The organism is Mucilaginibacter corticis, assembly GCF_007558865.1.
In the GTDB taxonomy this organism is placed as follows: domain Bacteria; phylum Bacteroidota; class Bacteroidia; order Sphingobacteriales; family Sphingobacteriaceae; genus Mucilaginibacter; species Mucilaginibacter corticis.
In genome coordinates, this window is sequence record NZ_VLPK01000006.1 from 137,331 (window position 1) to 159,150 (window position 21,820).

At 42.9% G+C, this 21,820-nt stretch carries 14 protein-coding genes; 7 read left to right on the forward strand and 7 right to left on the reverse strand.

Features of this window, described 5'->3' with window-relative positions:
• The first annotated feature begins 2 nt into the window (after window positions 1-2).
• From FO440_RS22435 to FO440_RS22455, 5 genes are all read left to right on the forward strand, one after another.
• Window positions 3-2,339 carry a sensor histidine kinase gene (locus FO440_RS22435; RefSeq protein WP_144250555.1) on the forward strand — a complete coding sequence of 779 codons (2,337 nt, stop codon included), beginning with the start codon at window positions 3-5 and terminating at the stop codon, window positions 2,337-2,339.
• Window positions 2,340-2,368: 29 nt separating this feature from the next.
• Window positions 2,369-4,348 (forward strand): hypothetical protein, encoded by a 1,980-nt coding sequence (locus tag FO440_RS22440; RefSeq protein WP_144250556.1) that lies wholly within the window; start codon window positions 2,369-2,371, stop codon window positions 4,346-4,348.
• 25 nt (window positions 4,349-4,373) lie between these two features.
• Entirely contained in the window at window positions 4,374-5,195 is an 822-nt protein-coding gene (locus FO440_RS22445; protein ID WP_144250557.1) for a phosphoadenosine phosphosulfate reductase family protein, read from the forward strand.
• Window positions 5,196-5,596: 401 nt separating this feature from the next.
• Window positions 5,597-6,073 carry a type II RES/Xre toxin-antitoxin system antitoxin gene (gene parS / locus FO440_RS22450; RefSeq protein ID WP_144250558.1) on the forward strand — a complete coding sequence of 159 codons (477 nt, stop codon included), beginning with the start codon at window positions 5,597-5,599 and terminating at the stop codon, window positions 6,071-6,073.
• Window positions 6,070-6,528, forward strand: a complete 459-nt coding sequence (locus FO440_RS22455) for an RES family NAD+ phosphorylase (RefSeq protein ID WP_186292760.1) — start codon at window positions 6,070-6,072, stop codon at window positions 6,526-6,528. Before parS ends, FO440_RS22455 begins: the two co-directional genes overlap by 4 nt.
• Window positions 6,529-6,752: 224 nt before the next feature.
• On the opposite strand, the gene FO440_RS22460 is transcribed toward FO440_RS22455, so the two are convergent.
• From FO440_RS22460 to serC, 3 genes are read right to left on the reverse strand one after another with little or no spacing between them, the layout of a single operon-like run.
• Complete coding sequence (locus FO440_RS22460) at window positions 6,753-7,709, reverse strand: NAD-dependent epimerase/dehydratase family protein (RefSeq protein ID WP_144250560.1); 957 nt, start codon at window positions 7,707-7,709, stop codon at window positions 6,753-6,755.
• Window positions 7,702-8,811 (reverse strand): DUF1015 family protein, encoded by a 1,110-nt coding sequence (locus tag FO440_RS22465; protein WP_186292761.1) that lies wholly within the window; start codon window positions 8,809-8,811, stop codon window positions 7,702-7,704. Before FO440_RS22465 ends, FO440_RS22460 begins: the two co-directional genes overlap by 8 nt.
• Complete coding sequence (gene serC / locus FO440_RS22470; protein ID WP_144250562.1) at window positions 8,798-9,838, reverse strand: 3-phosphoserine/phosphohydroxythreonine transaminase; 1,041 nt, start codon at window positions 9,836-9,838, stop codon at window positions 8,798-8,800. The genes FO440_RS22465 and serC overlap by 14 nt, the downstream gene beginning before the upstream one ends.
• A 265-nt stretch (window positions 9,839-10,103) precedes the next feature.
• Here serC and fbp point away from each other — a divergent pair, with 265 nt between their 5' ends.
• Entirely contained in the window at window positions 10,104-11,126 is a 1,023-nt protein-coding gene (gene fbp, locus FO440_RS22475; RefSeq protein ID WP_144250563.1) for a class 1 fructose-bisphosphatase, read from the forward strand.
• Window positions 11,104-11,565 carry an Lrp/AsnC family transcriptional regulator gene (locus FO440_RS22480; RefSeq protein WP_144250564.1) on the forward strand — a complete coding sequence of 154 codons (462 nt, stop codon included), beginning with the start codon at window positions 11,104-11,106 and terminating at the stop codon, window positions 11,563-11,565. The genes fbp and FO440_RS22480 overlap by 23 nt, the downstream gene beginning before the upstream one ends.
• An 83-nt stretch (window positions 11,566-11,648) precedes the next feature.
• On the opposite strand, the gene FO440_RS22485 is transcribed toward FO440_RS22480, so the two are convergent.
• Genes FO440_RS22485 through FO440_RS22500 form a run of 4 tightly spaced genes read right to left on the reverse strand, consistent with a single transcriptional unit; the run spans window position 11,649 to window position 21,745 of the window.
• Complete coding sequence (locus tag FO440_RS22485; RefSeq protein ID WP_144250565.1) at window positions 11,649-14,213, reverse strand: glycoside hydrolase family 2 protein; 2,565 nt, start codon at window positions 14,211-14,213, stop codon at window positions 11,649-11,651.
• Window positions 14,214-14,266: 53 nt separating this feature from the next.
• On the reverse strand, window positions 14,267-16,906 hold the full coding sequence (locus tag FO440_RS22490; RefSeq protein ID WP_144250566.1) for an alpha/beta hydrolase family protein: 2,640 nt from the start codon (window positions 16,904-16,906) through the stop codon (window positions 14,267-14,269).
• 8 nt (window positions 16,907-16,914) lie between these two features.
• Window positions 16,915-18,366, reverse strand: coding sequence for a RagB/SusD family nutrient uptake outer membrane protein (locus tag FO440_RS22495; RefSeq protein ID WP_186292762.1), 1,452 nt, complete (start codon window positions 18,364-18,366; stop codon window positions 16,915-16,917).
• A 19-nt stretch (window positions 18,367-18,385) separates the two neighbouring features.
• A complete protein-coding gene (locus FO440_RS22500; protein ID WP_144250568.1) occupies window positions 18,386-21,745 on the reverse strand; it encodes a SusC/RagA family TonB-linked outer membrane protein in 3,360 nt (1,119 codons plus the stop codon).
• Window positions 21,746-21,820 lie beyond the last annotated feature (75 nt).

Here is a 21,820-nt window from a genome sequence, read left to right on the forward strand (position 1 = left end):
GTATGTCGTTTAAAATAACAGCCCGCACAATATTACAATTAGGATCAGAGCTAATCAGCACTGATGCGATTGCTTTTTACGAGTTGATTAAAAACGCATTTGATGCGCAATCCAGATCTGTAGAAGTAAGAGTTGTTGTAAGAATTGACTTTGAACTTTTAGTCATGCTAAAAGAACAATGCTCATTACTTGTTGAAGGAAAGAAAACTAATGCCACAATCTCAAATATAATAGATACGGCATTATTAAATATAAACGATGAGGCTCACCAGGCAAGCGAGTTAATTGAGGAATTAGAGACCATAGATGACCCCATTTATCTCTTGAGTGTCCTTAAAAAGGCCAATTATATACTTTTTAAGGATCTCGGAGATGGTATGTCTTTAAAGGATTTAACAGACATCTACCTCACCATCGGTACCAGAAATAGACGGAAACAACGAGAAGAGGAAAATAATAAAGGTCGGCCTATATTAGGTGAAAAAGGACTAGGAAGGCTTTCAGTTATGCGATTGGGCGAAGGATTAAGAGTTGAGACTACACAAGCTGGAGAAAAAAATTTTAATGAGTTAGAAATTGACTGGTCAATTTTTTCACACGATTCCGACGCTTTACTAGATTCGATCAAGCTTGAACCTAAACTTGGCAAAGTAAAAAAAGATGTTTCTCTAAAAGGTACCAGAATTTTTGTATACGATTTAAATAATGAATGGACCTTTGACAAACTGTTTAAGATAGCCGAAAGTGAGCTTAACCGTTTTATTAACCCATTTGAATCTAAAAACCGAGATTTTATCAATCTTTGGTTTAATAGACAAACGGTACCTTTGCCGGGCATAGATAAAACGGTTTTCGATTATGCCCATGCTAGAGCTGCGGCTACGCTTTTGATAGATAAAAAAGACGGACCTATATTTTCTGGAGAAATCGATTATAAGTCCTACAACAGGCAGAAAACTTTCTCACTTTCTGGTACCCATTTGGCGGGTATTATCGCGTCCCCTCAATACCGAGAAATATTAGAAGCACTGGGACCCTTTAAAGTGGAACTTTATTGGTTTAACAGAAAATTACTGACCCTTAAAGAAGGTGTTTTTGATGCTGCAAATATCAAAAAGCTAGTTGATAACTGGGGCGGTGGTTTAATGATGTTCAGGGACGGTTTTAGAGTTAATCCTTATGGTGGGCCAGATGATGATTGGCTACAGATAGATAAGAAGGCGTTATCGTCCGGCGGATATAAGTTAAACAGAAGGCAATTAATAGGAAAAGTTGAAATTTCATCTGCAGGCAATTCTGTACTATTAGATCAAACCAATCGCGAAGGACTGCGTGATAATGTTGAGAAAAAAGCGCTTGTTGCGCTGTTACAATTTTTCATCTGGAAGGAATTGAAAGTTTATCTCGATGAGATAAAGGAAATGGAAGATGAAAACATAGCCGCACTTGAGTTGGATGAAATTGAAGAACGAATTGAAAAGGGACAAGCTGACGTTCGTCAAGCAGTACAATTACTTCGTGAAAAATATCCGGAATTAGAGAATGAACAAGATGCACTTTCAATAATTGATGACGTGCTTTCTGAAAGCAATGCTTTAGTTAAAAGAGCGAAAGATACTGCATCCGTCTATGAAGATCGATTAAAGACTACTGTCGATCTTGCCGGGCTTGGTTTAATGGTTGATGTAATCGCACACGAACTTAATAGGGCAACTCAGCATGCAATGAAAACAATAGATACCCTCGGTTCAAATCTTCCAAGTAATTTGAGCGGCACAATGTCGACACTAAGATCACAGTTGAAAACACTTCAAACCCGCTTAAAAGTGCTTGATCCTCTCGGTCCTTCTGGTCGTCAACATAAAACACCAACCGATCTTAAATATTTGATCAAGGAAATTTCAGACAATCATCGCGAGCAATTCAAGCGCCACCACATCAATTTTTCAGTAATTGACAATGACAATAATCCGCAATGGATCGTTCGTGCCGTGCCGGGAATGATTATTCAAATATTAGAGAATCTCATTAGCAATTCGGTTTACTGGCTAAAACAGCATCATAACATTGATCGGAATTTTAAACCCGAAATCTTTATCAAGGTTGATCGCACAAATTCGCAATTGCTTATTTCTGATAATGGGCCTGGTATTTCAGTAGATAAAAAGGAAGAGGTATTTAGGCCGTTTTACAGTACAAAACCACCGAGCGTGGGTAAAGGACTGGGGCTTTATATATCTAAAGAGCAAGCAAAATATCATAATGCATCCTTGTACCTGTTAGATGACGGCACTAAAGACCATTTGAACACATTCATTTTTGACCTAAGTAAATGTTAATAATACGATAAACCTGAATATCACATTTTATGACCGAAACTTCACCCACCACTGAACAGGAGATGAAAGTAATCAAAGCTGTTGTGATTGATGACGCTTTTGATGATATCTATGCCAGCGAAATTCCTATCGAAGATTACCGTGCGTTTTGCTCCGAAGCAAATGGAGAAACTGATGCTTTTGATAAAGTGTTAGAAGCCCTTAATATAGACCGGCCAGCCTTAAACGATTGGAATGATGACTCTGTTGATTACGAAAATCATTTACGTGTTCTTTGGGAACGACACGATGATCCTGAACTTAGAAAATTCGTTTATCATACATCAGTCTTTCAAAGGCGAATTGATAATCTCGATGAGTTAAAACGACTTTGTTCCAACTTGAAGGAAAAAAACTTTGAAATCAAAGAGCAAAAATCCTTTATTGAAGATTGGACTATATTTAATAGTAATGAATACGTTTATGTGTTCCTTGATTATAACCTTGGGGTCCAGGAAGGGAAAGAAGCTGTAGCAAATGCCCAACGTATTGCGAAACAAATTTATGATGCGTGCCCAAAAGGCAGTAAACCAATTACAATCCTTATGTCTTCGGACTCAAGAGATGAAACACTAATTGAAAAATTTCAGGAAGATGCCGGTTGGGTAGAAGGGGTTTTTCGATTCTCGCAAAAGAAAGACCTATCTAATCCGGAAAAAGTTTCTCTATTAATACGAGCTTACCAGGAGGAGTTTATATCTAACGGTAAACTTCAAAGTTATTTGGACACATTGATTAATGCTGCCAAGGAAGCACAAGATCAATTCGGTGTTGAAGTCAAGAAATTAAAAGTGGAAGATTATGAATATATCTACAGTAGCATATTAAGAGACTCTCAACAACCTTTAGGCGATTACTTGAAATGGCTCTATGGCGCACATTGGCAAAATTTGATGTTTAAAAACACGGAATTGATTGCAATTCAAGATACTTTGGATCAAATCATATCTGACAAAAAGCCCTTGCATCATACTACGCCATCTAAAAATCTTTCCAAAATCTTCATGACCGCCTTGTACGAGCAGGATTTTGATACGCTCGCCCATAAATGGTATTTAAACGATGAAACGCTACCCGATGCTCCACATTTACACTTGGGAGATTTGTTTACGTCAACAGGTAGCAAAAACGTCCATATGATTATCAATCCACAATGCGATTTGGAACGGCCGTCCAAAATGGATAAGGAGATGAGCATTTTTGTTATACCAGGAACACTAGATGAAATTGAAAATCAAATAAGCAACGACAAGCTTAAAACTGAATTTTTTATTTTCGAGGAAAAACAGTATCGAATTTATTGGAATATTGAGCGTGTAAAAACTATTGAATATAAAGACTTCATAGATTGGGTAAAGAAGGATCAGCTGAATAGAGAGCATCGATTACGTTTACCTTTTGCTTTAGAAGTGCAGCGTCGCTTCACTTCTAATCTGTCCCGTGTTGGATTACCTGTTTCGCCACCACTATACGGTTCGTTGAGCATTCGTGTTGGATATAAATCTTGGGATGGAAAGATTAATAGGGATTTCTTACCAGCGAAAGATAATTACGGCTTCATGCAAATAAAGAATCTTTCCAGGTATGATAAAGACGATGAAGAAAAAGATAAGTATCGTCTTACACTCCAGTTTGCTCTAGACTTTAAGGAAGCTTTGATAGAAGAAATAAAAAATTTGCGCCCCCAAGAGCATGACACAGAAATAGACCCCAAGCAAAAAAGCCTACTGGAAGAATTGGAGAAATTTAATTTAAAGTTCGATGATTGGTTTTTTACTAACAGAGCTTTCAAGAAGCCTAAGCCCGGTGATGACTTTACAATTGTTGAAAATAAAAAACTAAGTTCGGGTTATTCCACTGTAGATGTCAAAAAATTGAAGACATATTTCTGGATTGAAATTGTGAATACAGAAATAGTTAAAAAAGACACTATGATTGATAATCTTCCGGAAAGTAAGTGTACAAGTTGATACATTTGTAATTGAGGAAAAAGCGATGAATCAAAATGGTTTTAGACATATATTAAGCCTATCAGGAGGTAAGGACAGTGCCGCCCTAGCAATTTATCTTCGTGACCGTATTCCGGACATGGAATACGTATTCCATGATACTGGTAAGGAACTACCTGAAACCTATGAATACTTAGGACGATTAGAGGCTATTCTCGGCAAAGAAATTCATAAAAGCACCGTCGAAAATGGTGATTTCATTGGATTTGACCAACTGCTGAAAGTATATGGCGGGATGTTGCCATCAAGTCACCGCCGTTGGTGCACAAGAATGATGAAATTGCGACCTTTCGAGCGCTTTATAGGGTCTGGTAAATGCTACAATTACGTCGGGTTACGTGCGGACGAAGACCGCACAGGGTATATTAGCAGTAAACCTAATATCATCCCAATCTATCCATTTAAAGAAGATGGTTTAGTTAGGGGCGACATTGTAAATATTTTAGAAGAGTCGGGATTGGGAATGCCACCGTATACCGAATGGGGAAGGACACGATCCGGATGCTTTTTTTGCTTTTATCAGCAAAAAATTGAATGGGTACGTTTAAAGGAGACTTATCCAGATCTATTTGAACAAGCTAAGGCCTACGAAAAACCAGGAAAGAAAGCTACTACAACTTTTTATTGGTGCGGTAACGAACCCTTAGCAGAACTCGAAAAACCCGAGCGAATGGAACAAATCAAACGTGAACACGAGTTAGTGAAAGCTCGTAAAAAAGCTAACTCCGCAAATAAAAGTCTCATGAATATCTTAGGTGGAGTTGATGATTACGAGAGCAATGAAGGTTGTTTAATTTGCCAATTATAGGCACCGTTTCGAAAATTACGGTAACAGATAGGCTTTACCAATTATTTAGCCATCAATATAAATTAAAAATTCCAGTTTTTGCCTTCCCTATATAATACCCTGTTTATACCTGGATATTCCGAGCCTGTTAATCACCCCATTGCGAGATGGAGAATCGAAAGTTTCGTAACACTTTAACCATGCTAATTCATTCATTTTCAAATGCCACGTTTAATAATTGATTACACCAATCGTGCTCTATATCCTACGGAATCATATGATCAAGCCTTGCAGAATTTCTACTCAAGGGTCCTTTCTGCGTCAATCATGAAAAGCGATCAGACAAAGGAGTTGAAAATCGTCATCAATTTTTGGAATTAAAGACAAATGTCTTTAACTTTGAGGACACATGACATAAAGGTATGAAAACATTAGATATCAGATCACTTACCGAAGGAGTGGATGAGTATAGCCGGGCGTATTGGTATTTCTTACCCGATGATCATCAGAAAAATGAAAACCGTTGCAAAACCCGCTTAGATGTGCTGGACTGCATCCGGCATGGTGTTCCCTACGATGCCATCGAAATTATTTTGGACCGGACCTCGGTTTCCCGGAAAGTATTAGCGCAGATCCTGCACCTCAGTGTCCGCCAGATGAACCGTTACGATAAAAACGACCTGCTCCCGGTAGAACAATCCGGTTTTATCTATGAGTTTAGCCGGCTGTATATCCGCGGCCTTGATATTTTCGGCGATGTCGAAACATTGGAAAATTGGCTGAACAGACCTCAGCTGGCTTTGGGCAACCAGGTCCCGCTTGAACTGCTGGATACCGCTGAAGGCTACCGCCTGGTCCATGATGTACTGGCCCAGATCGAATTTGGTTTTTACGCGTGAAGCTTTACCGGATCGCCCGCGAAAAATATGCTTCGGACCTGAGCGGCCAGGGCGGCCTTTTTTCCGCCGCGCGCTGGCATGACCGTCTCCCGGTCATTTACACGTCCTTAAATTCTTCCACCTGTATTTTGGAAAAACTGGTCCATCTGCGGCCCGAAGAAATCCACCATGACCTTGTCCTGACGATACTCGAAGCCCCCGACACCGTTAGCCAGGAGGCACTGGATGCCACGCAACTACCGGCTGACTGGGCGACTTACCCCGCCCCTGCTTTTCTGCAATTGATCGGCAATACCTGGCTGCGCAACCGAAGCGCGCTATTATTGTTCGTCCCCAGTGTCATCGACCCGCTCGCGCAGAACGTACTGATCAACCCGTTGCATCCCGAAGCAGGCGGCGTGCAGGTAATTCATCAACAGCCATTTTATTATGATGAGCGTTTGTTCAAGCGATAAGCCTTATCGCCTGTCTATCTAATCAGGCGTTCTGCCATTTGCCCGGATCATAGGGCAGCCGCTGCTGTTTTTTCCCGCAGCGTTTACAGTTGCGTGAAGACGGGTTCCGGCTGCGCCATTCATGAAAACCGATCAGACAAAGGAGGTTGAACATAGGGAACAATATACCCTAAAATTTTGATGAAAAAAAACGGGGCCGCCTCGCGCGGCCCCTAAACCACCTATTAAACTAAAATTGCTTTGTGAGCCTCTTTGATATGTTGCAGCATGTCTGCTGTCATATTTTCTAAATTAAACGCCGGTTCCCATCCCCAGTCCGCTCCCGCCTGCGTATCATCTACACTCGCCGGCCAGCTCTCCGCGATCGCCTGGCGAAAATCCGGCGCACATTGCATCGTAAATCCCGGGATATGATCGCGGATCGCAGCGGCAATATCACAGGGCGCGAAACTCATCCCCGCGATATTGTAGGAAGTGCGGATACTGATCTTTTCCTTCGGCGCCTCCATCAGTTCCAGCGTGGCCCTGATCGCATCCGGCATATACATCATCGGCAGGCAGCAATCCTCTTCCAGAAAACAGTTAAAATGACCGTCCCGGATCGCTTTATGATAAATATCCACCGCGTAATCCGTCGTGCCGCCGCCCGGGGGCGCGGTATGCGAGATCAGCCCCGGGAAACGGAGACTCCGTACATCTACCCCGAAGTTCTCGAAATAATAGTTGCAGAAATGCTCCCCCGCTTTTTTACTGATCCCGTAAACGGTAATGGGTTCCGCGCGTGCATGCTGGCGGCAGTTATGTTTGGCAGATGTAGGGCCGAAAATGGCGATGCTGCTGGGCCAGAAGATTTTATCCAGTTTATGGTCGCGCGCGATCTGCAGGACGGACATCAGGCTTTGCACGTTGAGTGTCCAGGCGGCGTTGATGTCTTTTTCGCCATTGGCGGAAAGCATCGCTGCCAGTAAATAGATCTGCGTGATGCCTTTGTCCAGCACGACTTGTTCGATGCGGTCATGTTGTAAGGCGTTCAGGGCGATGTAATTGGGCTGCTCGTTCTCCCGGGCGATATCGCTGGGGAAAACGTTGGCTTCGCCATATTTGGCGCTTAAGGCGGTGGTCAGTTCGGTCCCGATCTGGCCAAGCGCGCCGATAATCAGTATTTTGGGTTGTTTAGTCATAATGTAATGCGGATATATCTTTTCCTTCGAAGCTGTGCTGGTACATGAGTAAACCATAAGGTACTTTCGGATCGACCCAGGTCGATTTCGGCGGCAGGAGCTGGCCCTTTGCCGCAGCGGCCATCAGGTCGTCCACGCTCATGGGCTGTAATTTAAAAGCGATCGCTTCGGGATGTAATTTTAATAAACTGTCTATTTCAAGATCGGCGCTTTCACCGCCGATACATTTTAAACGGCTGTCGGTTCGCGGATCGGTGATCCCGAACAACGGGGCCAGGATCTGTTCCTGTAAGGAAACGACATCCAATGCTTCACTGTTATTTAATTGGAGTTCGTACCAGATGCCGTCTACGTATAGCTCAAAACTTCCTTTGCTGCGCCTCTTAAAATCTTGTTTGATTTCACAAATTTCGGCGAGGCGTTGTAATAAATAGGTCTTATTGATGGGGAGTTGCGGGATAACAACACGGTGATAGTCGATGATTCGGAGCTGATCGGACGCGATGTACAAACTGGAGATCCAGGAGTCCGGGTTGTTCCTGACCGTTCCGGCCAGGCGGTGGTGCCCGTCGGCCAAATATGATTCCTCAATTCCTTTAAATGCTTTGATCAATTCATTCACGGTTACCGGATCTTCGATCTTCAATATCCGATTTGTTGCTGCTTCAGGATGAGCATTGCAGGCTTCCCCGATGATTCGGTTAATCGTTTCATCAGACGGGTAGGTCAATACAATGGGACTGCCTTCCAGGCCAGTATGCCTGCGGTAATTACAGATCCGACGCTCGCTGTCCGCCAGCGTCTGCTCATGCAATTTGATCCTGCCCTCCACATAATCCTGCACCGCCGTGAGGGTCCAAATCCCCGTTTGCCGGTAACCCGGCTGAACGATCTCGTAAATATAAATACCTGCCTGTTCGTCCAGGTGCAAATTACCTTGCGCTTTCAGCAGGTCGATCCTATTCCGGATCTCCGCATAAGCGGCCATTTGCCGTTCCTCCGTTTCCGGACGGACCCGCGCCGGCGCTTCCAACAGGTCCTTCAACTTGCCTGAATATGAGGGTTCGGGCCGCAAGGCGCGGAAAGGTTTAATTGTTGCCATAGTCCTGCATACCTTTAACCAATGCCTGTACACTTTCATACGGCAAGGCGTTATACAAAGAAGCCCGGAAACCGCCTACCGTACGGTAACCCGCTATCCCGACGATCCCGCGCTGCTCACAAAAAGCTAAAAAGTCTTTTTCTTTACCGGCGTCGTGCATTTTAAACGTGACGTTCATCACCGAACGTTCCTCTTTTTTTGCCAGCCCGTAAAACAGTGGGTTACGGTCGATCTCATCATACAGCAATTGCGCCTTGGCCCGGTTCTCCAGCTGGGTAAACTTCACCCCGCCCCTGCTTTTCAGCCAGCGCAAGTTCAACATAGCCGCATAGATCGCAAAAACAGGCGGTGTATTATACATCGAGCCATGCTCCCGGTAAACCCGGTAATCCAGGATCGCGTGTACCTTGTTCCGGATACTGTCCAAAAAGCTGTTCCGGGCAATGACCAGGGTCATGCCCGCCGGCCCCATATTCTTTTGCGCCCCGGCATAGACCAGGTCGAATTGCGTGATATCGACCGGGCGGCTGAAAATGTCCGAAGACATATCGCAAACTAAGGGCGCCAGTGTCACCGGGAAAACAGGCAGTTGCGTACCTTCTATCGTATTATTGGAAGTGATATGAAAATAAGCCGCTTCCTTGGGGATCAAGGCATCGGCTTTATCTACTACCTTTACCTGGCCTGTAACCTTTGCCTCGCTGATCGCCTTTTTCCCGAAATAACCGCCGTCCAAATAATAAGCGGTTTGCTCTGATCCCAAAAAGTTCATCGGGATCATGGCAAACTGCATACTGGCTCCACCCTGCAGGAAAAGCACGCTGTAGGTATCGGGGACTTGCAAGAGTTCCCTGACCAGTTTTTCGGTTTCAAAAATGACCGCGCTAAAAGCTGGTGAACGGTGCGAGATCTCCAGCAGGGATAAACCCGAGCCGTCCAGTTCCCGTACCGCCTCAGCCGATCCTTCTAATACGACGGGCGGCAAAATGCAGGGCCCTGCCCCGAAGTTGTGCTTTGTTTGTGACATGAATATAATTGGTGTATTTGAAGATGTAAATCTGGATAGTTTTGGTTTGAAGTACTATAAGTAACCTTATCTTTGGGAAACAAAACCAAAAACTCGCATTTAAAAGCATAAAGTAACAATTAAATTGTTTTAGAACTATTTTTTTGGTTTTAATAACCAGTTTCGATACAATAAGTAAAACGGTTTACCACATTTCCGGAGCCTGTCTATTTGTGATTTAAGAAGATAAGCATGTATCTTGCCAAAAATCCAATACACTAAGCCTATGACAAAAACCATCACTTTGGGCCAATTTATTATCGAGAGGCAGGCGGACTTTCCTTATGCCAAAGGCGAGCTTTCCCGCCTGTTGCGGGACATCGGCATCGCCGCCAAGATCGTCAACCGCGAGGTCAATAAAGCCGGCCTGATGGATATCCTCGGGCAGGCAGGCAGCACGAATATCCAGGGCGAAAGCCAGCAGAAACTGGACGTCTACGCCGACCAGCAATTTATCGCGGCCCTCAAATCAGGCGGCGAATGTTGTATCGTCGCTTCAGAAGAAAACGAAGAGATCATCCGTTTAGATTCTGACATTTCCAAAAACGCCAAATATATCGTGGCGATTGACCCGCTGGACGGCTCGTCCAATATTGATGTGAATGTGCCTGTCGGCACCATATTTTCCATTTACAGGCGGCGTACTGCAAGCGGCCCCGCGACACTCCATGATGTCCTGCAGAAAGGTACCGAACAGGTCGCCGCGGGCTATATCATCTACGGCTCCTCTACCATGCTGGTCTATACCACCGGCAAAGGCGTGAATGGCTTTACGCTTGATCCGTCCATCGGTGAATTCTGCCTGTCACATCCGAATCTCAAAATTCCCGAGACCGGTACGCTATATTCCATCAATGAAGGCAATTACGTGCATTTCCCGCAGGGCGTAAAAGACTATATCAAATACTGCCAGGTGGAAGATGCCGCGACACGGAGGCCCTACGCCTCCCGCTACATCGGCTCCATGGTAGCCGACATTCACCGCAACCTGATCAAAGGCGGCATCTTTATCTACCCTGTAACCTCTTCCGCTCCAAACGGAAAACTGCGCCTGGTCTACGAATGTAACCCGATGGCGTTCATCATCGAACAGGCGGGCGGCAAAGCCACCAACGGAAGCTCCCGTATCTTAGATCTTGATGTATACGAACTACACCAGCGTGCCCCTATCTTTATCGGTTCCAAAGCGATGGTAAGCGTAGCTGAACAATTTATGCAAAACACCTATGAAAGAATTAGACAAAACTGACCAGGGCATTTTAAAGCTCCTGGAGCAGGACTGTACCCTGACCCATAAAGAGATTGCCTTTCGTCTCCATAAATCCGTCAACGCCATCCATACCCGCATCCGCAGCCTGGAAAACACGGGCTACATCAAGCGATACCGAGCCGAAGTCGATCATAAAAAGGTCGGCAAGGGCCTCATCTGTTACGTACAGGTACAACTCAAACAACATTCCAAAGAGAGCCTCGCCGCATACCGCAGCGAAGTCGTTAAAGTAGCCGAGGTCATGGAATGCTACCACCTCACCGGCTCCTTCGATTTCCTCCTGCGCGTCGCCTGCCGGGACATCGATGAATACGACCATATCCTCAACGAGATCCTCTCTGCTTTGCCGGATGTCGGCAATATGCAGAGCTTGTTTGTCATGTCAGAAGTGAAACATGAAACGGGATATATGTTTTAAACCAAAACAGAAAGACCGGAAGCACGGTCTTTCTTGTTTTTTACTCATTTCAGCGTACTTGATTATCCACCAATGGTTAGTTTTCACCAGGTTGGCTGGCCTGCCTTCATTTTTTCCAAGGTCTTTTTTAATTCAGGATCCTCGCTTGTTGCGATCGCTTTATTTTCCCATTCTATTGCCTCCTCTTTCCGTCCCAGTTTGTACAGGATGTTAGCGTATGTATCGATTGAACCGCCGTCTTTGTATTGTTCACGTCCCAATACGATCTTTTGCCAGTTTAAGGCACTTTCCAATTCGAACTTATCGACACTTTTAAGAAATATGGTCCAGGAATCATTGTTAATGTTCAAACCATTCACATCGGCATCAAATTTTTTGTAAATAATATTCTTATATTTTACGAATAGCGGCCAGTTCTGCTTGTTCCAGGCAAATCCGGCGATGGCATGAGCCGATGCACGTTCACCAATTTTGCCGTACTTTTCTGTTACTTTTTGGGCTACAGTATCAAGTATTGCTAAATTAGTCTCATTATCTAGTTTGGATAATATCTCACTCATCAAAATATTAACGGCAAAATTTTGGCGTTGCGGATTGTCAGATTTACTGAAAAGTTGAAATCCTTTATCCTTACTAGTCCTAGTAATCTGGGAAATAAAAACGGCATTTTGATCAATGTCAGGATATTTTAACTTATCAATATAAGCATTCCCGATCTTCGTAAGGTTTTCCTGGTCTTTTTTATGTAGCGCCATTATTGTTAACCCTCTTAGGAAGGTTGAATCCTGGTTCGGATTTTGATTGAACTTATCTAAAAGAGTCTGATATTGTACATCAGTTTGGATATTATTAGTATTACCGATGGTGGTCGATAAATGATATGGCGCGGTTCGTATCAATTGGCTATTGATCTCTTTCAGCCTGGTCAACGGCACTTTGGCTATTTCCCGATCGTAGGTGATCAAACCGTTTTCTTCTCCCTCCACGTCAAACGGTTGGGTATAGATACTGCCTGAAAGGCCTTGTTCTTTTAATTGATAGAGTTTTTTGATCATGTGATCGTATCTACTTTCCAGGTCCTTTGGCAAAACCTGTACATAACCCCATCCAGTAATATCGTTCCATTCATGTCCCGTTACCGATACGCCTATACCGCCAAACTCACCGCAGACCATTGCCTTGTTGTTTTGATTTAACGAAATCATTGGATTCGGATAACTATGAATATCCGTGATATCTGCATTAACGTAAGATGTATCTGCGCCCTTAGCCTTTTGGTTATTGACATAAAGAATGCCGCCTGAATGGCCGTTTACCAATCTAGTTGGATCCGATATTTTTAACCAATTTGTCATTCTCGCCTGGTCATAGGCTCCCCATTCTTCATTAAACAGAACCCAAGTGGTTATACTCGGATAATTATGCAACTGATTAACAATCTCTTTGCTTTCTTTTTCAAATTCGACTTTAGCTCCAGGTCTAAGCTGTTGATCGGGATTTACCATATCTTGCCAAACCAATATTCCCAATTTATCGGCGTAATAATACCACCTGGCAGGTTCAACCTTTATATGTTTCCTAATCGTATTAAAACCCATAGCTTTAATAGCTTCGACATCAAATTTCAGAGCTGCATCCGTTGGAGCGGAATATAAACCGTCGGGCCAGAAACCCTGATCCAGGGTGCCTAAGTTATAATACGGTTTGTTGTTTAAACATATCCTACTGATTCCTTTAATGTCTTTGGCTACACCAATTTTGCGCATTCCAAAATAGGATTTAACCTGATCCTTACCCAATATGACAGTCAGGTCATACAAATGCGGATTTTCCGGCGACCAAAGTTTCATGTCTTTGACCGGAACGTTGATTACTGTATTCGCTTTACCCGCAATGATACAGTTATCCGTTTTAAGTTTAACAGTGCCATTTACGTGTGAATGTACAATCACGCTAACTAGCTTTTTGTCAATATCTGGTGTAATCGTTAAGCTCTCGATATAGTTTTTCTGAACAACCTCCATCCAAACGGTTTGCCATATTCCGGAACTTGGTGTATAGTAGATATTCGCAGGATTCAAAGTTTGCTTTCCATGGGGTTGAATACCAGCATCTGTCGGATCAAATACTTTTACCTTTAACTCATTGCTCCCAGCTTTAAGTTCACTTGTGATATCGACTGTAAAAGCTGTATAGCCGCCTTCGTGTTTGACGACTTCTTTGCCGTTAACGAAGACTGTAGCTTGCCAGTCTACTGCTCCAAAATGTAATAACACCCTATCACCAGTTTTGGACTTTGGTTTTAATACTTTTCTTTTGTACCATAGTTCCTGATCAGGCAACAAGCTCTTCTGCACTCCCGACAACGCTGATTCTATAGGATACGGCACCAAGATCCGGCCGCCAAAATTTTCTTTTGGCTGTTCACCTTTGTGAACGATTGCGTAATCCCATAGCCCATTCAAATTTATCCAGTTCGTTCTCATTAATTGCGGGCGCGGATAGGCATCATGGTTGTGCAAAGCGGTGACTTCTTTTGCCCATCTCGTTTGAAGAACAGCGGGTTGCATTTTGTAACTGTGTTGAGCTATCGTTTTGCCAACTATTAGCAAGTACACTGCAATCAATGTATATAATCTAGTTTTCATTATTTTTGATTTGATCATCATTAGCTATTAACACATTAGCTAACATTTTTTGGTTATAAATTATTTTCAGAATTTGAAGGAAAATCAGACTTACTATGCAGCCACTCAGGTTCAGGTGAGTTTTTTAAATAATGATCGAAAAATTGTCTCATCCTAATGGTTAAGTCCAGCGCATTTTTCGGCTGTTCAATAGTGTGCCCCTCTTGGTCATACTGTAACATCCATACTTGTTTACCTGCCCTTTGCAATCCAATGTAAAATTCCAGCCCCTGCGCAAAAGAAGCCGCGCCATCATCCCTATTCTGTACGATCAACAGTGGGGTGCACACTCGAGAAACATTCATTATCGGTGAGTTTTTTATATAAGTGGAAATATTAACTGAAGGACTTACCCCAAGTCTTGATTGTCCGGTCTCAAACCAAGAGCTGCCAAGCCTTCCATGGTAATTGACCAAGCCTTGCTGACTATAGGCGCTAATCATGTCGACACAACCAGATACGCTGCAAGCGGCGGCAAATATCGGAGAATCTGTGACTACGCAATTAACTTCATATCCTCCGAAACTATGGCCCTGAAGACCCATTTTCGCGCTGTCTACCCATGAAAACGTCTTTAATTTTTGGGCTGCAGAAACTATGGAATTTGTAATATTCTCTCTTGGACTGCCTACAACATAGTGAATATCAGGGATAAACACCAGATATCCGTTACTCACATAAAATGCTATATCAACATTTGCAGCAGACAGGGCCGGCTCGGGAAATCTGTGTAATTCCCCACTTCTTGTTTCATAAAAGTTGAATAAAACAGGATATTTTTTTGATTTATCAAAATTCTCTGGCTTGTACAATATACCTTTTGACCTTTGTCCGCCAGGCAACTCCCACGTAACTAATTCTGAAGTCATCCAATTAAGATTGGCAGGAGGAGTTTTTGAAAAAACAGGGTTGAAAGTTTTAAAATCGTTTGTCAGCATAGTGAATATGCCGCTTTCTGATGACTCTCTTGAAACTATATATTTATCGCATCCAGAAAGCTTGATTGGTATTTGGCCTGCTCCATTGTATGGCCCGGAATTATCGCCATACATGAGGTAGTCTGGCAACCAATAAACAAATGGTCCCATGGTAAAACATACGGGTTTACCAGCAAAACCTGTATTTATTTTCCAAAAACCATTGTCCATAGTCCGTTCATCTAAAGCGATTAATAGCAACTCTTCGTTTTTTTTTAAACTTGTCTCTATTATGGTCCGGAAATCTGTCGGTCTTCTGAACACAATTGCATTTTGCCGACCGAATCCTACTGTAAGGTTATGAGCTTTAAACGTTCGCTGACAATCTACTTTCCAAATATCATAGCGATCATAGATTAGAAAGTATTCATCACCGGGACCCCACCCTGCAAATCCAAAGTTTCTTCGTCTATCCGGAGCATTACCAATGGCGTCGTCGTAAAGCGGGACCGGTATAAGTGACCGCAAGCGCGTCAGTTTATGTGACTGTAAATTGAAATAAAAGGCATCTTTGGAACTGTCATCAAAGCCATACAAAAATTTTCCGGCAGGAGAATAAAAGATGATTGATCTTGTTTCGTTGACACCTGTATCAACAAATAGCTTTTTTTCCAAAAGATTAAACAAACATAACTGATTTCGAATGCCACTTTTCAATATCAAAAAATCATGCAAAACATTTCGTCCCTCATCTACCCCATGATCTATATTTTTACGATCCATGATCAATTCGCGATTCCCGGATGCCAGGTTAAAAACTATAAGATGCTCATTCTGCCGATTTTGTAAAGGCAACCCTTTTGACGCTTGAGGTTGTGCGCCGTCGACAAAACTATATAAATCAGGTCCGTCGTTAGTTTTTTTCGGTGGTACTGTAATAGTATCAATTATTTTTCGGACAATTCCAACCCTGCTTTCTTCCTGGTTAAAAACCAAGTTGCTATAGGTAGTTTGCATTCCATTATGATAACGGTCCGAATCAGGTAAATTGATTAATTTGAGCGCCTCGGTAGCGAGATTTTCATAGCGAAGGGTATATTTATGATTGGAGATTATGATTGCACCAAATCTACCCCCGTTTTGACTGAATGCTAATTCTGAAACCGCACCGGATAAGGTCTCTGTTCGCGATTTTAATGTTCTCAGATTAATGATTATTAATGATTTATCAGCTGTCAAAACCAAGTACGATTGTTGTGGATTTATAAAATAGTTATTACAATCAGGTTGAGTACGGACGACGGCGAGTACTGACAAGCTTACCAAAATGACTGTGTCTTTATTTTTGGTCAGCAGAATGTTTCCGACTGGATGGAATTCATCACCCTTCAGACTAAATTCTTTACCGTCGGCAAAACGATAGATGAATATTTTACCATCTGATTTGTAATACACACAGTTTCCTTCCGGGCCAAAGCCGGGGTCCTCTCCGTTAAATTGAATAACGCGATGCTTGGCAGATACTTCCGTAGGTTTTATTGTGAAATAGGACTTGCCACTTTTAAACGTATAGGAAATTATGGCAAATTTCCCGTCCGGACTTACTCTGCAACTACTGTCTTTGTCTTGCCAGTGACCGATGTCATCAATCGTCATGGCATGTTTCAGCGTACCCGGCTGCGAAAAGCTTGCTGCAGGAAACAAGAGAAGTATAGCTAATTGAATTAAACGTTTCATAAGTTTGATTAATATCCGGGATTTTGTTTCAGGGCTGGATCCTTTACAATGTCATCCTGAAGGATGGGCCAGAATTTATCCGTGCTTTTCCAGTTTTTTTTGACTTGTGATAGTTCTTCATCTGCCAGCGAAATAGATGGATTGGTTGCGCTTGGCCATCTTTTCAAGTCAAAGAAACGATTTCCCCATTCACAGAACAACTCACATTGTCGTTCCCTTTCTACTGCCTTCATTGCGTTTGCGGCTGACATGCCTATTGGTAACGGAGGCAGTGGATTGGGATTCTGAGATGTGGGAGCTACGCGTGCACGGCCTCTTAAAATATTAAGGTCCCCTACGCCCGCATCGATTTTATGCTGTTTTATTCTGGCTTCTGCTCGAATCAGGTATTGTTCGGCCAATCTCAATACCATTGAATATTCAGTCGTTACAGGAGCTTGAACTACTATGCCGCCAACTTTATACTTGGCATCAAAGTAAAATCCAGAAGCAATGTCGATCCATTTAGTTCTACGGCCATCACCCACATCAAATACATTGAGTTGTGTATCCGACAAATAAACGGGTTGCCCCATCCCCGGGCCTCCTGGAGGTAATACAAAAAACCTTCCTTCCTGGGTTGCGGTAACCAATGTGGGTTGTATTTGCCAGATAGCTTCTTTACTATTTTTGAGAAAAACATTATCCAAAGGCACTAATGCATATGTCGAATCGGCAATGAGCTTAGAGGCGTAGATTTCAGCCTCGGCATATTTTTGCTGATATAAATAAACCCGAGATAATAACGCAGTAGCCGCAGCCTTAGCCGGACGCACACGTTCTGGAGATCCACCATAAGGTTTCAATGTACCATCAAGGTAATCCGAGCTTAGATCAGCTTCTGCGTTTAACAAATCATTTGTGATCTGTTGATAAATTGAGGCTACAGGGCTTCTGCTCAGAACGGAATTGACTTTGTAATCCGGTGTAACTACCAGCGGAACGTCACCGTATAGATTTACCAAATAGAAATAGCAAAAAGCCCTGATAAACTCGGCTTCACCCTTTAATTGTGTTTTCACAGCAGGACTAAGCGTGGCTGAGTGGCCAAGACCTGAAAGAACGGTATTCGTTGTAAATATCGTCGCGTAATAATTACCCCACGGACCGGTCACCGTCGGATTTAGCGAATTGGTATAAAATAAATTCAACCCGGTATTAGTAGCATCAAACAAATTCAGTTCGTCAGCATACAGTCCTCCGATGGCTGACAGTGACATTAGCGAACCGTTACCTGATAAATCTTGTTGGCTAAGCGACTCATAGATGTTTGTCACCACCGCGATCGCGTTATCATCTGTAGAAAAAACGGAGCCTTCGGTCGTACGGGTAATTGGCGGATCTACTTCCACCAGCTTTTTACAGGAATAAAATGCTATAATCAGGATACCCGACAGAATATATGATAGTTTCTTTTTCATACTCATTTATTAATCAGAATTAAAATGTTACCTGAACACCTAGCGTGTATACCCTAAGTGGTGGCAAAGTAGTAGTAGATTTTGTTTCCGGGTCAAGACCCAAGTAATTGGTGAACGTCAACAGGTTCTGCCCTTGAAAAAAAATGCGAGCATTTTGCATTTGAGCCTTCGTTTTCCACAATTGTGGAAGATCCCAGGAAAGCGACACATTTTTTAACCTCGCATAAGATGCGTTTCCCCACACTGAATTATTTGGAGAAGGAAAGTAGGGATAGGTTGTCGTGAATTTTTGATAAGTGGCTACGTCTCCAGCCTTTTGCCATCTGTCAAGAACATAGGTGGGTTGATTATATCCCACTGCGCCCGGAATCACATTTCCGTTTTGTGTTGAATAATAAATCGAGCCTTGCTGTTTGACAAACGTGATAAGCATATCCAGTGATAAAGATTTATAGCGTAATCCCGGGGTCACACCTCCGTAAAACTCAGGATCCGGATTTTGAAGCAAAGTCATATCGTCGGGATAAGACGGAAAACTAACAACTGAACCATTTTTGGCCAAAAATTGGCGAACTCCAGTCGCGGCATCTACCGGTAATAAATTATAGGCTTTCTGGATATTGATAGACTGCCCGATGATTAGTTGTGTTGCATACGACGATGTTGCGAGCGTTTTGAAAGACACCAGTTTATTTTTCGGAATGGTCGCGTTAATTCCCAGCGTAAACTGAAAATCTTTATTTTTTATAATCTGACCATTAATGGTTAACTCCAGTCCGCTGTTTTGTATTGTGGCAGGAAAATTTTCCGCGATTGAACCGGCACCGGTAATACTGGGCAGCGGGTAATAAAGCAGTTCATTGGATGAGCGGTTCCTGTTGTAGTTAGCATTAATGGTTAGTCTGTCCTTAAAGAGTCCCAGATCCAGACCAAATTGCAATTTTCGCGTTTCTTCCCATTGCAGGTAAGGGTTGGATATGCCAGTGGAAGATAGCGTAGTGATACCCTGGTAAGGAATTGGTTCTGTACTGTTGAAATACAAACTATAATATGAATAATCACCAATCTGGTCACTTCCTGTTGTTCCGTAGCTCCCCCTTAATTTTCCAAAACTGAGAAATTCAAGACTATTCTTAACAAATGCTTCATTAGAGAAAACCCAACCGCCAGCCATGGACCAAAAATCATGATAGTGATTGTCAGCCCCAAATCTGCTGCTGCCATCTTTACGAATATTGAAACTAGCAAGATACCTGTCTCCCCAATTATAATTTAAGCGGCCAAATATGGAATTAGTTTTATATTTCGATATGATACTGCTGTTTGGAGGAATAGTGATCGTTGTAGCCGCACTTTGATTCAGTAGCGATTGATCGTTTGCAAATCCGGAAGTGATTAATTCCGACCGGTTATCGTTTTCCTGGTCAATAGCATTACCGAGAACGGCATCAAGTGTACCTTTGAACAACGTCGTAGTGTAGGTCAATTGCGGTTCGATCTGCCAGGAAGATACGCTATTCGTCCCATACATAGCCGTCCGGTAGCTTGGCAACACGGGAATAAGTGGACTAACTAGCGTGCCGGGATATAAGCCTTGTTCATTCCCCTCTAGCTGTGAATAACTAAAAAGCGTTTTGGCGTATAAACCTTTCACAATTTCGTAACTAAAAGTCATACTGCTAAGAAGATTGTCCGTTTTCACATGGTAGTTTGCATATAAAAAATTGACAAGAGGATTAGCCTGGAATATCGTTTTTGCACCCGTACTCGGGTCAGTAAAGATATTATAGTTTAATGTTCCGTCAGGGTTGTGCAAAGACGGGGCATTGGGAGGAGTCGTCATCGCATTTACCGTAAGATCCGCCAATGGTAAATGATTATCATCAGCCATATAGTCTCCAGTAAATGTCATTTTAAATCTTTGATTTGCCGAAGCACTATTAAGATTGAAATGTATAGATCCTTTTTGATCATTGTCTGCCCCGGGAAATACCGTAGTTTCCCGATGCCAGTTACTGCTTACTAGATAATTGGTATTATTTGACCCGCCTGATACGGACAACTGGGCGTCATTGTACTGAGCTTTCTTACCAAGGAACACTTTCTGCCAGTCAGTATTTGCATGCTGATCGTATAATAAAAGATCAAAATTACTACCATTAACAGGTTGGGTAGTATAGTCTATTCCATCATTCTTATACCCTTCTTTACGCATTGCGACATATTGATCTGTATTCATGAGACGCATTTTCTCGCCGACTTGTCCTATACCGGATTGAATATTGAACGTAACAGCAGTTTGTCCTGATTTCCCTTTCTTTGTGGTGATCAAAATCGCCCCGTTTGCTGCCCTGCTTCCGTAAATTGCAGTTGCATCCGCGTCCTTAAGCACATCTATACTTTCAATGTCGGCAGGATTGATAAAACTCAGCGGACTGCTGGCGTAATTGCCTGATGTACCCTGAATGTTGCTTAGGCTTGGCAACAATTGCGATATATATGGCACCCCGTTAACGACAAATAACGGATCATTCCCATTAAGAATACTGTTCGTTCCTTGAATGCGTACTTTTACTCCGCTGTTAGCAAAACCAGTTGCTTGCTCGATAAACACACCAGGAACTCTGCCTTCAATCGCCAGTAAGGGATTTTGTACAGGGGCTTTTTCAATATCAAGGGCTTTTATAGTTGAAATATTCCCTGTGCTCAAACGCTGAGAAGTTATGCCATAAGCTTGGACTTGTACTTCGTCCAATTTCGAAGTACTAACCTCCATTTTGATATTATTTAACTGTCCGTCTGCTTCGATCTCATAGGGTTTGTAGCCAATAAAAGTAATAGATAGTATAGCTTTGGGGTCTACCCGTTTAATGCTAAATTCACCTTTAGCATCCGTAATCGTTGCACCATTACCGTTCTTAACGCGAATGCTCACCCCCGCCATCGGCTTCCCCGTCTCATCAACCACCCTCCCATGCACATCAATCACATTAAAAAATGACGTAATCTTATCAATAATGGAGGGTTCTTTCTTTTTAACTACGATAGACTTATCCTCAATCGTATAAGTCAAAGGCTGCCCTTCAAACAGCTTATCAAGGACATCCTTCAATTCCAGGTCCTTCACCTCCAGCGTCACCGGCTTCACCGATTCCAGCGTCCTGGTCTGATAAGCAAAATCATAACCCGTCTGGCTATGCAACTCCTGGAACACCCTCGCCAGCGGCGCATCATGCACAGCCAGGCTCACCTTCTGCGCCAGGCTGCTCGCGCTCACCTGCAAAATAAACAACAACAACAGGAAGGTCGTGATCCTCATGACCAGGAAGAGTTTTTGCGTACGGCCATGCCATACGGATTGTTTGTAAAAATCGTACATTCGTTCAGTTTGGATTTTAATGCCTTTGCCGTTAGTTTACCAGACGCAGCGGCTCAGGCGGTTCATAAATTCATT

Excerpts from the sequence above, each read along its gene's own strand:
- FO440_RS22435 (WP_144250555.1), top strand. The coding sequence starts at position 3 with ATGTCGTTTAAAATAACAGCCCGCACAATATTACAATTAGGATCAGAG.
- FO440_RS22490 (WP_144250566.1), bottom strand. The coding sequence starts at position 16,906 with ATGAAACGTTTAATTCAATTAGCTATACTTCTCTTGTTTCCTGCAGCA.
- FO440_RS22485 (WP_144250565.1), bottom strand. The coding sequence starts at position 14,213 with ATGAAAACTAGATTATATACATTGATTGCAGTGTACTTGCTAATAGTT.
- FO440_RS22495 (WP_186292762.1), bottom strand. The coding sequence starts at position 18,366 with ATGAAAAAGAAACTATCATATATTCTGTCGGGTATCCTGATTATAGCA.
- FO440_RS22480 (WP_144250564.1), top strand. The coding sequence starts at position 11,104 with ATGAAAGAATTAGACAAAACTGACCAGGGCATTTTAAAGCTCCTGGAG.
- FO440_RS22440 (WP_144250556.1), top strand. The coding sequence starts at position 2,369 with ATGACCGAAACTTCACCCACCACTGAACAGGAGATGAAAGTAATCAAA.
- parS (WP_144250558.1), top strand. The coding sequence starts at position 5,597 with ATGAAAACATTAGATATCAGATCACTTACCGAAGGAGTGGATGAGTAT.
- serC (WP_144250562.1), bottom strand. The coding sequence starts at position 9,838 with ATGTCACAAACAAAGCACAACTTCGGGGCAGGGCCCTGCATTTTGCCG.
- FO440_RS22465 (WP_186292761.1), bottom strand. The coding sequence starts at position 8,811 with ATGGCAACAATTAAACCTTTCCGCGCCTTGCGGCCCGAACCCTCATAT.
- fbp (WP_144250563.1), top strand. The coding sequence starts at position 10,104 with ATGACAAAAACCATCACTTTGGGCCAATTTATTATCGAGAGGCAGGCG.
- FO440_RS22500 (WP_144250568.1), bottom strand. The coding sequence starts at position 21,745 with ATGTACGATTTTTACAAACAATCCGTATGGCATGGCCGTACGCAAAAA.
- FO440_RS22460 (WP_144250560.1), bottom strand. The coding sequence starts at position 7,709 with ATGACTAAACAACCCAAAATACTGATTATCGGCGCGCTTGGCCAGATC.
- FO440_RS22445 (WP_144250557.1), top strand. The coding sequence starts at position 4,374 with ATGAATCAAAATGGTTTTAGACATATATTAAGCCTATCAGGAGGTAAG.